The 13,389-nt window shown below is 57.3% G+C and carries 10 protein-coding genes; 9 read left to right on the top strand and 1 reads right to left on the bottom strand.

Annotated elements, in window-relative coordinates; translation table 11 throughout:
* On the bottom strand, positions 1-1,793 hold a 1,793-nt coding region (locus K1Y02_20140), incomplete at its 3' end, for a DUF1080 domain-containing protein (protein ID MBX7258683.1).
* 166 nt (positions 1,794-1,959) lie between these two features.
* Between K1Y02_20140 and K1Y02_20135 the strand changes: the two genes are divergently transcribed.
* The 9 genes from K1Y02_20135 to K1Y02_20095 form a co-directional block, all read left to right on the top strand.
* Positions 1,960-3,171, top strand: a complete 1,212-nt coding sequence (locus K1Y02_20135; GenBank protein MBX7258682.1) for a DegT/DnrJ/EryC1/StrS family aminotransferase — start codon at positions 1,960-1,962, stop codon at positions 3,169-3,171.
* A 99-nt stretch (positions 3,172-3,270) separates the two neighbouring features.
* The gene (locus tag K1Y02_20130; GenBank protein MBX7258681.1) at positions 3,271-3,759 is read left to right on the top strand and encodes a hypothetical protein; all 489 of its coding nucleotides are present in this window, start codon (positions 3,271-3,273) and stop codon (positions 3,757-3,759) included.
* A 93-nt stretch (positions 3,760-3,852) separates the two neighbouring features.
* Positions 3,853-4,488 (top strand): hypothetical protein, encoded by a 636-nt coding sequence (locus K1Y02_20125; GenBank protein MBX7258680.1) that lies wholly within the window; start codon positions 3,853-3,855, stop codon positions 4,486-4,488.
* 99 nt (positions 4,489-4,587) lie between these two features.
* Positions 4,588-5,205 carry a class I SAM-dependent methyltransferase gene (locus tag K1Y02_20120; protein MBX7258679.1) on the top strand — a complete coding sequence of 206 codons (618 nt, stop codon included), beginning with the start codon at positions 4,588-4,590 and terminating at the stop codon, positions 5,203-5,205.
* Between the two features lie 96 nt (positions 5,206-5,301).
* Entirely contained in the window at positions 5,302-6,783 is a 1,482-nt protein-coding gene (locus K1Y02_20115) for an alpha-glucosidase/alpha-galactosidase (GenBank protein ID MBX7258678.1), read from the top strand.
* A 124-nt stretch (positions 6,784-6,907) separates the two neighbouring features.
* Positions 6,908-8,101, top strand: a complete 1,194-nt coding sequence (locus K1Y02_20110; protein ID MBX7258677.1) for a hypothetical protein — start codon at positions 6,908-6,910, stop codon at positions 8,099-8,101.
* Between the two features lie 107 nt (positions 8,102-8,208).
* On the top strand, positions 8,209-9,219 hold the full coding sequence (locus K1Y02_20105; GenBank protein ID MBX7258676.1) for a hypothetical protein: 1,011 nt from the start codon (positions 8,209-8,211) through the stop codon (positions 9,217-9,219).
* Between the two features lie 20 nt (positions 9,220-9,239).
* A complete protein-coding gene (locus tag K1Y02_20100; GenBank protein ID MBX7258675.1) occupies positions 9,240-10,271 on the top strand; it encodes a family 43 glycosylhydrolase in 1,032 nt (343 codons plus the stop codon).
* A 38-nt stretch (positions 10,272-10,309) separates the two neighbouring features.
* A partial coding sequence (locus tag K1Y02_20095; GenBank protein MBX7258674.1) for an alpha-L-fucosidase occupies positions 10,310-13,389 on the top strand: 3,080 nt, incomplete at its 3' end.

The following is a 13,389-nucleotide window of genomic DNA, read 5'->3' as shown; positions in this document are numbered from 1 at the left end:
GGACCGTAGGGAACGAGGCTCTTGGGCACGGCCGGCCATGCCGGGGCGACCTGAGACTCGACCGGTTCCGACCACGAGACGCCGTTGTCCGTGGACGTAGCAACGGCAATTTCGGGAACGGGTTTCTTCACGGCATCCTGAGAACGATAGACCATGACGCGCACGGCATCCCCATCGCGAAACATGGAGCAGCCGTAGTCCCCCACTTCGCCCAGCGAAGCGGGAAGCGTCTCGACGGCCCCCCACGTGCGGCCTTTGTCGCTTGACCGAACGAGCTTACTGGCCTGAGCCAACAGGACGTCGCCATTCGGAGCAATGCAGCCGCTGGGCATGACTTGGCTGTCGAGTCCGACTTCGAAAGTGTGCCGGGGGATAGGCTCGGGTTTCCATTCGGCAGCAGGCGCGGCAGTACCCTGAACTCGAATGTTGCGGAACGCGTACCAGCCGTAACCAGCCAATCCGAGCAGGCCCTTGGTATACGTCGTGTCGGTTACGTCGAGGGCGGCGCGGCCGTCCACCCACACGCGAATGCGCGGGCCTTTTGCCTCGACACGCACGCGGTACCAGCGTTCTGTTTCGCTGGGGACGCCCGGAACGTAGTTGAACGCGAGGTTGCGATGATATCCATCGCCTTCGAGTTTGGCGAGACCTGCCCAGAAGTGTTTCGCGCGGAGTTGCTGGCCGCCCCACGGGAAATGGACGTAGTAGAATCGATTGGGGCCGGAGGCTCGCAGGATAAGTCCGGCGTTGCCTGTGCCGGTTTCACGGTAACTTCCGTTGTACTCGAATTCGATGGTGACATCGTCGAACTGTTCTTTGGTGTAGAAGGCCCTGCTGTGAAGGTTGCGCGCGTCGGGCGGGCGAACTACGCCCTCGGAGTCCTCGCTCCACGCATCGCCGGATACGTTCCAGGATTCGCCATTGCTCCAGTGGAGTACTCGTTCCGAAGCGGGCTGACCGGTCTGTTGGCGAATCCAGTCTGCGGTCTTGGAGACGGCTTCGGGTTCGTTGTCGATGGTCAAGTACACGATGCCCTGAACGCTCTTTTCGCGCATGAGCTTCAACGCGGTCTCGTTTTGCTGGGAAAGCAGATCGTTCGGGATGGAGCGCCCGTCGCCGTAGTCGTGCAGATACAGCCCGACCACGATGGGTTTGTCGGGCCACTGGGCATGGCAATAGGCCACGTTCTCCGCGAGGGCAGGCAGGTCGCGCGCATGCCACGTCCAGAGATTGATGACGTCCAATTCGCGCACATAGTCCGCGAGCTGGGCGTCGCGGAGACTCATGGTGTAGACGACACCCCAGATGCGGATGCGGGCATTGTCTGAACCAAGTTGTTCTCGAATCGCGCGGATGTGCTCGGGCTTCAATCCCGCACTTCGCGCCACCGTGCTCATATCGTCGAGCAGAACGCCTTCAATGCGGGAGTCGGCGGCGGCCAAACGTTTCACACGGGCGATACGTTGCGCGTACGAGAAGGGAGTTGCGGCATCTTTATCCGGACTGATCTCCCACATAATGCGCTGTGCTTGGGCTATGCCTGCCATGTCCTTGGCCGCGGCATCGTCGGTGTCGGGTAATCCGTTACCCGCCATGATCACGTTGGGCGCCCCCAGTATGCGGGCGCGTTCCATGGGACCGGCCTGCGCAAACGAGGCCGACGTGTGTGTGCCGGGCTGCTCCATCTCCGGATTGCCCCACGCCCAGAAGGCGCTGCTCGCCACCGCAGTCTCCTGACCGCCTGCGGTGGCCAAGGTGGAAGCAAACAGTAATAAACAGAGGTAGCGGTTCATGGCCTTCTCCTTATCGCACAGCCAAAAGCCCTGTACCTGATTGACGCCCAGGCTGAGGGTATTCCCTTTTGTAGTATTGCTTCAAACTACAGGTCCAGACCAAGGCTGGATTCCCCGGTGGAGGCTCGCTACACTACAGACTGAATCCGAAACAGGAGTACGACTCATGGCTACAGTCTCGTCTTCCAAGCTCGCCCTGAAGGGCGGTTCGCCCGTTCGTTCCGCCGATAAGCCTTGGCCCAAGTGGCCCATTTTCGACGACACCGAACGCAAGGCATTGCTCGATGTCCTCGAAAGCGGCTCCTGGTTCTTCAGTGAACGCGTGAAGACGTTCGAGCGCGAGTACGCGGATTTCCAGGACGCCAAGTTCGGCGTTTCGTGCAACAGCGGCACGGCGGCGTTGGAGATATGCCTTCAGGCATTGGGTATCGGACACGGCGACGAGGTCATCGTGCCGCCGTATACGTTCATCGCGACGGCGAGCGCGGTCGTACGCGTTGGTGCGACGGCGATCTTTGTGGACGTAGACGAGTCGTGGAACCTGAACCCGGACCTGTTCGAGGCGGCCATCACGCCGCGGACGAAGGCGGTCATGCCGGTGCATTTCGGAAGCGCCGTGGCCGACATGGACCGCATCAACGCGATCGCCGCGAAACACGGGATTCACGTGATCGAAGATGCATGCCATTCGTGGGGCAGCAAGTGGAAAGGCAAAGGCACCGGAGCGCTGGGCCTTGGCGGGTGCTTCAGTTTCCAGATGTCGAAGAACCTGACGGCGGGCGAAGGCGGGATCATTCTCTCCGATGACGAAGAGTTTGCGGAGAATTGCCGCTCGATTTCCAACTGCGGCCGCGCCAAGGGCGCGATGTGGTATGACCACACGCTGGTGGGCACGAATGCGCGCATGTCCGAATTTCACGCGGCCATGTTGAGCGCGCAGTTGACGCGCCTCGAGGCGCAGACGCTGTTGCGCGAAAAGAACGCGGCCATCCTGAACAAAGGGTTGAGCGCAATCGGCGGCATCGTTCCCCAGCCCGATGACAAACGGATGACGCGCCGCGCGTATCACCTCTACAACTTCCGGATTATCCCCGAAGAATTTGGCTGCCCGAGGGATAAGGTCGTCGAGGCAGTCAAGGCGGAAGGCCTGTTCTGTGGAGGCGGCTACGTGCGGCCCTTGTACAAGCAACCCGTATTCCTCAACATGAAGGGTGGTCCCGATTACGGCAGTATCGTATGCCCGATGGCGGAAGACCTCTGCTACCGCAGCGCGATGTGGTTCACGCACCCGATCCTGCTGGCGTCAGAAGAAGACATGCACGACATCGTCCGCATCTTCGAGAAGGTCAAGGAACACGCGGGGGAATTGGCGGAATAGCAGGCACGTCGCTGCAATGTGATGCTGCAGATTGTCAGCTGGAGTGTAGTGAAATCCGCCAGATGCCCCTAGGTTAAACGGGAAGGGTAAGATTAACCAATGTCTAGCCTGCAAGGTGGAATTTCGACCTTATTCCTGTTTACGTGTGTCTTGTTTGTTGGCGGTGTCGCCATCTCCCTGCTTCGCTGGCGCTTGTATTCTCTAGCATTTGAACGTCTCTCGTGCGAAATGGGATTGACGCCTGCTCACGAGTCAAGGTGTGAGTTTAAGAGCAGACTGTCTCCGTTTTGGCGGGCACACTATGGCGCTCGCATCTCCCTCTATGACCAATTCCTTGTTCTCACAGGGTACGGCGCCTCTTTCTTCGGTGGACCTTGGGTGATTCCCTACGGCGATGTCACCAGCACCACGGTACGTAGGGGGATTATCGGAGATATAGTGACCGTCAGCTTCGTGAAGGAAAGTCGCACCATCGATATGGACCTACGAGTCTTCGGTAATCTAAGGCTTAAGCAACTGATTGATTTCATGGTGGTGGCGGCCAGAAAGGATGCGGAGCGCGGAAGCGAAGGCTCGATTGCACATTGAACTTATCAATCTGGATTCAATGCTGGCCTTAAGATGGATTCCCGCATTCGCGGGAACGACGGAAAGGGCACTCCTGCAGATGGAGTGTTAGTCATGCTGCCTCTGCTTTCAGTCTTACGCAAACGCAAAGTCTTTGCTACCAGCATGGGCTTAGCGACAGCGATGCTCGTCGCAGGCATCTTCTGGTCTGTGATCAAGTCCGACGCTGAAGTTGTGGCTGCCGCTGCACGTTTTGAGCTAAGTCCTCCGGTCGTTGTAGAAGAGGCGAGTGTATATGCAGACGGTGGGACTTTGGTCCTGAAGCTGAGAGACAGCCGGGGAAAACTCGCCGTGTTCTACCACGAAAGCAAAATGAGCGACCTATACCCACCGGGGACAAAGGAATCGGACATTGTCTACAGGGCTACTTTCACGCAGGAGGTCGTGGACAAGGATGCGCCGAACACAACTTATTTTGAAGACCCCGGCCTGGCAGGGCCTGAGTCAGTGGATCGAATTGCACCAGAAGAACGAAAGGCTCATCTTCGACCACTGGACTTTGGAGGAGAGGATGAACACGCAATCGCAGTACTCATCCGCGCATGGTTGAAACGGACTCCACGAAGCGTTGGAACGGGAGCTGAATTCGAGGGGAACACTGACCTCAAAGCCTCTCTGGCAAACTACTATGTGACCAACGCGACCCATTTCCTCAAGGCCTTGGAGAGACGTCTGAAGCCCATACGCTAGCCCCCACTTTCCTCCCCAATGCCGTGATCGTGTATCCTGATTCAAGTTTCGATTTATTCAAAGAGTATTCTCCCTGCAAGCAGGCTGTTTGGTGAATACATGGGCTTCTATTCGCGATACATTTTCCCGAGCGTCATGCACAAGGTCATGTCGCGGGAGCAGATTTCCAGAATACGCGCGGCGACGTTAGCGAACGTGTCGGGGCAGGTCTGCGAAATCGGCTTTGGAACGGGGCTCAACCTCCCCCACTATCCGCCGTCCGTGGAGCGTCTCACGGTTATTGACCCCAATCCAGGAATGGACCGGCGGGCGTTGCGTCAGTTGGAACGCAGCACCATTCCCGTCGAGAAGTTGCAGCTTAACGGAGAGTCATTGCCGTTCGAGAATGGGTCATTCGACTTTGTGGTTTCGACGTGGACCTTGTGCAGCATCCCCAATGTGGCGAGCGCGTTGAATGAGGTTCGTCGCGTCCTGAAGCCTGGGGGCCGCTTCGTATTTGTGGAACACGGACTGGCGGATGACCCCAAGGTGCAACGCTGGCAACACCGGCTCAATCCGCTGCAGAAGTTCTTCGGCGGCGGGTGTCATCTTAACCGGGACATCCGCGCGCTGGTCGAGGGGCAGGGGTTTCGGATAGCGCACCTCGACACATTTTACATGGAGCGCGAGCCTAAGTTCTCGGGGTATCAGTACAAAGGCGTGGCCACGGTTATATAGACTCCTATAATTGCTCTCCCGTAGTCGGTTCCGTTATTCTCGCCATCGAGGGGTTATCTTCCATCTATCTACGATTGCCGTCCAAGGAGTCATCTTATGCCGCCCAAAATTGCCATGATTGGAGCGGGAAGCATTGGCTTCACGCGCAAGCTCATCCAGGACATCCTCACGGTTCCGGAGTTGCGCGAGGCGGAGTTTGCGCTTACCGACATCGAGCCGCGCAACCTCGATATGGTGTGCCGTTTGGCGGCGCGCGACATCGAGGCGAATGGCTTGCCGGTGAACGTAACGGCGACACTTGACCGGCGCAGGGCGCTCGAAGGCGCGAACTACGTCTTTTGTACGGTGCGTGTCGGCGGCCTGGAGGCGTTTCAAACCGATATCGATATCCCCCTCAAATACGGGATTGATCAGTGTGTGGGTGATACGCTGTGCGCGGGTGGAATCATGTATGGCCAGCGGGGAATCCCTGTGCTTCTAGATTTCTGCGAGGACATTCGAGACGTGGCCGCTCCCGGTTGCGTGTTCATGAATTACTCGAATCCGATGGCGATGCTGACGTGGGCCTGCAACAAGTATGGCGGCGTGAATACCATCGGGTTGTGCCACGGTGTGCAAGGGTCCTGCGAGCAAATAGCGGAAGTCCTGGGCATTCCATTGTGCGATCTGGATATCACTGCGGCAGGCATCAATCACCAGACCTGGTTCATCAAGGTTTCTCACCGGGGCGAGGACATGACCGGGCGCTTGCTTGAAGCGTTCGAAAATCATCCGGTGTACAAGAAGACCGAAAAAGTACGCATCGACATCCTTCGGCGGTTCGGATATTACACGACGGAAAGCAACGGGCACGTATCGGAGTATGTGGCTTGGTACCGGAAGCGTCCGCACGAAGTGCGCAAATGGATCGACCTCAGCGATTGGATTCACGGTGAGACCGGGGGCTATCTGCGTGTCTGCACCGAGGGACGTCATTGGTTCGAAACGGACTTCGAGAAATGGATGAAGCAGCCAGTGCCTGAGTTCATTCAGGAGAACCGGTCTTCGGAACACGGCAGCTACATCATCGAGGCCATGGAAACGGGGCGCATATACCGCGGGCACTTCAACGTCGTCAATGGAGGCTGCATTTCCAACCTGCCTGCCGATTGCGTTGTAGAAGCGCCGGGATACGTAGATCGCACCGGACTCCACATGACGTTTGTCGGCGAACTGCCGCTCGCGTGCGCGGCCACCTGCAATGCCAGCGTCAACGTGCAGCGCATGGCCGTGGAAGCGGCCGTCCACGGCGACCCGGTACTCCTGAAGCAAGCGATGCTCCACGACCCATTGATTGGGGCGGTCTGCAATCCACCCGAGATCTGGCAAATGGCCGACGAGATGCTTGTGGCGCAATCGCAATGGCTGCCGCAGTACCGCAAGGAAATCGCGGCGGCAGCCAAGCGGCACGCAGCGGAACCGCGACTCGGCAAGCACACCTCGCGGGGGGCGGCGCGGCTGAAGGTGAAGACCATACCCGAGCTCCGACGAGGCGCCAAGCAAGGTCTCGAGCAGAAGAGGGTCAAGAAAGCGAAGTGAACAGAGTAGTTCGTGAGTAATGTCCGGTCATCGTGGTTGAGCCCCCTTGTCCTGATGGGTAGATTGAGTCAGCGCGGAGCGAATTTGCGCGCCTGATTCAATCGTTACGTGGAGGGGTTTACCGATGAACTACTCGTTGGGAACATTTTTCTGGCGCACGGCATGCGCTGTTGCCGTTCTGGGAGGTGTTGGGGCGCTGGCACACGCTGCCGCGTGGGATCCTGCCGGGGCCGATTACACCGGACACAAAGGCGTGACACTCTACGTCTCCAAGTCTGGAGACAACAGCGATGGCAGTTCGTGGGCAAAGGCCTTCACCACTATTCAGAAGGCACTGGACGCAATCCCTGATGCGGAAGGCGGACACAGAGTCATCCTTCGGCCCGACACGTATGTTGAGGCCAACCTATGGCCAAAGTTCAAGGGGGCGAAGGGGGCGTACAACGAAATCTCCGCGGACATGGACGGCAGTTTGGGATCGGGTGCAAAAGGGTACGCAGTAATCGACGCGGGGTGCCCGGACATCGTGGTACGCCAGGACCATTCACAGAAGGGTGGCAACCCACCTTTCAAGATTCTCGAAGGCGGTCCGGAAAAGGGGCTTAAAAGCGTGGACTGGTGGGGACCCTATCGTTGCGACCCGAACTTCTCGGGAGTGGTCTGGGATCGGTGGATATTCCGCAGCCTCTACTCGACAGGTTCCGAAGGCGGCATGGGTTGGGACATGACCAGCGAGAACGGATGCGAATTCAGCGCCGTTGCCGAGGACTGCGTGGGAGTCGGACGTTTTGCGGGAGCCTGTGTGATGGGTCACGTGAACCGGCCCGATGAACCCGTCGTGTTCCGCCGTTCGTACTTCATGTGCCTGGACACCTGGGGTGACGCCGGAGCCGCGTATGTGCGGGCACACAACACGAGTATGCCTACGTCGTTTGACGCGATCTTCGAGGACTGCACGCTAGTCGGCACTGACAACGCGTTGCAGGTCGGCTATCCCAAGTTCGAGGGCTACAGCAACGTACGGTTCGTTCGCTCGAAGCTAATCGTGCTCAATTTCTCGCAACCTCACGGGACTCCCGCCACGGGGGTGATTTACAGCGACCTATTGGGCAAGTTCCTCCATGTGGAGTTGGAGGATTGCTTCTGCATGGGGTTCAAGGTCTTCGGAGCAAAAGACAACGACCTATTCACGTATACGTTGAAGGGCAAGAACGAAGCCTACGTGCAGTTCCAGCAAGAAACGCCGGAGGGTTTTGAACGGCTCGCGCTCTTCCCCGTGGACATCTTCTACGGTGTAGCGCCACCGAGACCGAGGTGAATGCAGACGGAGTCTGCGCGGACAGCATACGCAAGTTCTTCGAGCGAAGAAATGAGAATAACGGCTGGCGGCATAAAGCGCTCGGGTAGCTGGGAGAATTGGATAGCATGAGAATGTATACGCGATCGGTGGCATTGATGTTGGCGTTTACTATCGTGGCCGCGGCGGATGAAGGGAAGGTCGCCAATCCGCACGCGATACCGAACCCGCCGCTGGTGAAGGTGCCTTTCGCGTTTCCGGGGCCGCGGATGGAGAACACACCGATCATCTACAAAGACAAACCCATGCTTGTGCAGAACGTGCGCGGCAATACCAAAGCTGCCGGTTACTATCTGTTCGTTCAAGACATGGTCACAGGCGAGGAGATTGCGAAGTTCGGGGACACGTTTTCGTTTGTGAGCGCGTTTGTGAACGGCGACGAGTTGAACGTGTTCGCAACGGAGTACACGGACGACGATTGGACGCACGACATCTACCGATTCTGGACCACCGACTTGAAGGAGTGGAAGAAGGAATTGGCGATAGCACGCAAACCTGGGGCTCATCTCTTTAACACGAGCGTGTGCAAAGACGACCAGGGATACGTGATGGCGTTTGAATCCAATTTGCCGGTGCAATGGTCGTTTCGATTTGCCCGCTCGAAAGACCTGTCGAAGTGGGAAGAAGTTGAGGGAGTCGGTTTTGGCGACACAACGGAGCAGAGCGCATGTGCGTGCCCGGCGATTCGCTACTTTGCGCCCTATTACTACTGCATCTACGGGGCATTCAATTGGCAAGGACCGGGTACGTGGTACGAATATCGCCTGCCTGAAACCAAGTATGTAACCTACGTGGCGCGCTCGAAGGACCTCGCTACATGGGAGTTGTCGCCGACGAAGTATCCGATGTTGGACCCGGTGCCCGGCGAAGGCATCAACAACACCGATGCCGACCTCTTCGAGTACGAAGGAAACACGTATATCTTCTACGCGACAGGCGATCAGCAAACCTGGGGGACAATCCGAGTGGCGATGTACCAGGGCTCGATGAAGCAGATGCTGGAGAGCTATTTTCCGAGTAATGTGCCCATGATTGTCTTCAATGCGCGTGAAGGAAAGTACATCTATCCGCAGAAGTGAGCATGCAGAGGAGTTGGACAATGACGAATGTTATGACGACGGGAATAGGGCGCTGTATTCTGGCGCTTTTCACGACTGGGATTGCAGTGTCGGCATGGGCAGGTGAAGCCGAAGTCGCAAATCCGCACGCAGTGCCGAATCCACCGCTGGTCAAGGTACCATTCGCGTTTCCGGGGCCGCGAATGGAGAACACGCCCATTGTCTACAAAGACAAGCCCATGCTGGTGCAGAACGTGCGGGGCAATACCAAGGCCGCCGGCTTCTACCTGTTTATCCAGGACATGGTTACGGGAGAAGAAATCGCGAAGTTCGGCGACACCTTTTCGTTTGTGAGCGCGTATGTTAACGGTGAAGAGCTGAATGTGTTCGCGACCGAGAATACCGACGACGACTGGACGCACGACATCTACCGTTTCTGGAGCACGGACCTGAAGGAATGGAAGAAAGAGTTGGCGATTGCCCGGAAACCCGGGGAGCATTTGTTCAATGCCAACGTGTGCAAAGACGACCAGGGTTACGTGATGGCATTTGAGTCCAATGCACCGGTGCAGTGGTCGTTTCGTTTTGCGCGGTCGAAGGATTTGTCGAAATGGGAAGAAATTGAGGGCATCCAATTCTCCGACACGGCAGAGCAGAGCGCGTGTGCGAATCCGACTCTCCGCTACTTTGCTCCCTACTACTACTGCATCTACGGCGCGTGGCGCTGGCAGGGACCCGGAAAGTGGTATGAGTACCGGCTGCCCGAGACCATGTACGTGACGTATGTTGCACGCTCCAAGGATCTGGAAACTTGGGAACTGTCGCCCACAAAGTATCCGATGCTGGACCCCGTGCCCGGCGAAGGTATCAACAATACCGACGCAGATATTTTCGAATACGAAGGTAACACGTATATATTCTACGCGACGGGCGACCAGCAAACGTGGGGCACAATTCGCGTGGCCATGTATGCGGGACCGATGAAGCAGTGCTTAGAGAGCTACTTTCCGGAGAATGTGCCGAAGATCGTTTTCAATGCGCGCGAAGGAAAGTACATCTATCCTGAGAAATAGAATACAGAGTGGACACCTTGGGTTTGGGGAGGCATGAAATGAAGTCGAGTGTGCGTCAAGTCTGGATGGCGTGTGTGTGCGTGGCATTGGGGACGTTTTATTGCGCGTACGCGGCCACGTGGGACCCGGATGCCCCGGATTATTCGGGCAACAAGGGAACAACGTTGTACGTCTCTAAGCTGGGGGACAACAGCGACGGCCTGTCGTGGGCGACGGCATTCTCGACGATCCAGGCCGCGCTCGATCGTGTGCCTGACGCGAAGGGCGGCCATCGCATTATTGTGCGGCCCGACACGTATATGGAGGCCAACCTTTCCGTGCCACACCCCGGAGCACAAGGTTCGTACAACTTGCTGATTGGCGATACCGATGGCAAGTACGGATCGGGGACGCAAGGGCGCGTGGTCATCGATTCGGGCGATCCATCCAAGGGGTTCAAGAGCTACGACTGGTGGAGCACGATTCGGGCGACGGCACAAGGCTGGAGCGCGGAGCACAAGGACCCGACTTTCTCGTCCATCATTTGGGACCGCTGGATACTCCGCAATTTCTACGCGACCGGCGCCGATGCCGGACTCTTCTGGGACTGCACAAACCGCATTGAACCGTTTACGGTCGTGGTGGAAGACTGCGTGAGCATTGGCCGCGCGTTTGGCGGCGGCGTGGCGAGTTGCCTCTCGCGTTACGACGAACCGATCACGTTTCGGCGCTGCAAGTTGTGGTCGTTGGACGAATGGGGCGACACGGCAGGGCTTTACATCCGTATCGAGAATCAGGCTATGCCGGAGCGCCCGGACGTTATCGTGGAAGACTGCACGATGGTCAGCCCGCAGTGCGCGATGAAAGGCGGAAACTACGGTTTTCACACGTTCATGCGAATCCAGGCCAACCGCAGCCGATTCATTACGCTGAATTTCTCGCAACCAGCGGGGACTCCTACGGACGGCGTGATCCAGAGCGTGCAGAACGGCAAATACCTGCACGTGGACTTCCAGGATTGCACTTTGATGGGGTACAAGATTTTTGGCGTGAAGGTTGACAAGGATTCGGCGAAAGACATCGGTTTTACTGCAAAAGGATCGGTAAATGCGTACGTCCAATGGACTCAGGAAGTGCCGAAGGGCATGAACAAGCTGAGCAGTTGGCCGGTGGAGGTTTTCGACGAAATCTCGATGCCGACTGTGCCCGATCCACGTCCCACGATGGAGAACGAGACGTTAGTTGTCGGAGACATGTGCGAGGTATCTCCGATCGTTTGGAAGGACAGACTCCATCTCCTCATTTGCCATCGGCCCGCTAGCGGCGGCACAAGGGAAGACTATTATCTCACCATTAACGACGTAGAATCGGGCGCTGAGCTAGCTCGCTTTGCCACCGGCTACGGTCTGGCGAGCGCGGAAGTATTCGGCGACGCGATCGTTGTGACGGCGTCGCGTTTTGCGGATAACAACTGGAACGACGTGACGTTGTTTAAGTCGAATGACCTGAAGAATTGGACCGAGAAAGTCATCATCACACAGGAGCCGAATGAGCACCTGTTCAACAGTTCGGTGTGCCAAGGGCCCGAGGGATACGTGCTCGCGTACGAGAGCAACGACCCGGCGTACCCGGCGTTTACAATCAAGTTTGCGCAATCGAAAGACCTGGAGACCTGGACAAAGCTCCCGGACTCGACATTCGGCACGGATAGGTATACGGCATGTCCGACGATTCGCTATTCCGACGGCTTCTACTATGTGCTCTATCTGGAACACCGTTCGCCGCGCTGGTTTTTCGAGACGTACATCACGCGGTCGGCCGATCTAAAGACTTGGTATCGGAGTCCGCTTAATCCTGTGCTCTCGCCCAGAAAGATCGACGATGGCGTCAACGCGTCGGACCCGGATCTGGTTGAGTTCAAGGGGAAGACCTACCTCTATTACGCGGTTGGCGATCAACTCACGTGGATGAACATCAAGCGCGTGGAATATCCAGGACCGCTGGCCGATTTCCTGAAGGCATGGTATCCCAGCGAAGGCCTTCGCGACGCGGGCGACATGCCGGGATACCGTGCGCGAGTCGCCGCGCAGGCAAAAGTTGCGCGCCAGGAGTGGTTCCGCAACGCGAAGTTCGGCATGTTCATTCATTGGGGTCCCTTCTCAAATCACGGAGCCGATCCGAATGCGAAGTTCGACTATTTTGAGATCAAGTCGAACCCTTCCATTGAGAAGGATTTTCAGGTTTACGCGAGTCAGTTCAACGGGAAATCGTTTGATGCCGCGAAATGGATGGAGACCGCCAAGGCGGCCGGAGCGAAGTATGTCGTGTTGACGTCGAAACACCACGATGGATATGCGCTGTTCGACACGAAGCTTTCTACTTACGATTCCGTGGACATGACGCCCAAGACGGACTATGTGCGCGCGTTTCTCGAAGCGGCGCATGCGGCGGGTCTTAAGGCCGGTCTCTACTATTCGATCCTCGACTGGCACGAACCCGGCTACTATGCGGATCTCCCGAAGTTCGTGGACAACTTCTTGTTCCCGCAGGTGCGCGAACTGTGCACGAACTACGGACCCCTCGATTGCATTTGGTTCGACGGAGAATGGGACTATCCGGCTTCGACGTGGAAAGCTCCGGAGCTCGTAGGAATGATTCGCGAGTTGCAGCCCACCGCATTGGTGAACGATCGCATCGGTCTCAACGAACGCGGCGTGACCAAGCTATCCGACTTCTACACGCGCGAACAGCCTTCGGAAATGAACGTCGCCATGGGGTTCGAGCGAGAGAAGCCGTATCCGTGGGAAGCGTGCATGACCATCGGCGACTACTGGCAGTATTCGTTAAAGGACAAGAACTACAAGAGCGTTAAGGAACTTGTTGGCATCCTCGTGGACGTGGTCAGCCGTGGAGGCAATCTGCTGCTGAACGTAGGGCCGAATCCCGACGGTGTAATACCCGACGTGCTCGTTGAGCGCATGAAGGGAATCGGCGAGTGGATGGCGGTCAATGGCGAAGGCATTTACGACACGACGGGGTCGCCATTCGCCTCGTTGCCGGTTGGCAAGTGCACGGTGAAAGGTAACCGTCTGTACCTCTTTGTGGATAGACTTCCGGAGGCTCCGATTGCACTTCCGGG

The organism is Candidatus Hydrogenedentota bacterium, from assembly GCA_019695095.1.
GTDB lineage: Bacteria > Hydrogenedentota > Hydrogenedentia > Hydrogenedentales > SLHB01 > JAIBAQ01.
Note: the sequence above shows the minus strand (reverse complement) of the source record. Positions and strands in the feature narration are given on the sequence as shown.

What these genes read in the sequence shown, in the direction of transcription:
- K1Y02_20105 (MBX7258676.1), top strand. Translation starts at nt 8,209, where the DNA reads ATGAGAATGTATACGCGATCGGTGGCATTGATGTTGGCGTTTACTATC.
- K1Y02_20125 (MBX7258680.1), top strand. Translation starts at nt 3,853, where the DNA reads ATGCTGCCTCTGCTTTCAGTCTTACGCAAACGCAAAGTCTTTGCTACC.
- K1Y02_20100 (MBX7258675.1), top strand. Translation starts at nt 9,240, where the DNA reads ATGACGAATGTTATGACGACGGGAATAGGGCGCTGTATTCTGGCGCTT.
- K1Y02_20115 (MBX7258678.1), top strand. Translation starts at nt 5,302, where the DNA reads ATGCCGCCCAAAATTGCCATGATTGGAGCGGGAAGCATTGGCTTCACG.
- K1Y02_20130 (MBX7258681.1), top strand. Translation starts at nt 3,271, where the DNA reads ATGTCTAGCCTGCAAGGTGGAATTTCGACCTTATTCCTGTTTACGTGT.
- K1Y02_20120 (MBX7258679.1), top strand. Translation starts at nt 4,588, where the DNA reads ATGGGCTTCTATTCGCGATACATTTTCCCGAGCGTCATGCACAAGGTC.
- K1Y02_20110 (MBX7258677.1), top strand. Translation starts at nt 6,908, where the DNA reads ATGAACTACTCGTTGGGAACATTTTTCTGGCGCACGGCATGCGCTGTT.
- K1Y02_20135 (MBX7258682.1), top strand. Translation starts at nt 1,960, where the DNA reads ATGGCTACAGTCTCGTCTTCCAAGCTCGCCCTGAAGGGCGGTTCGCCC.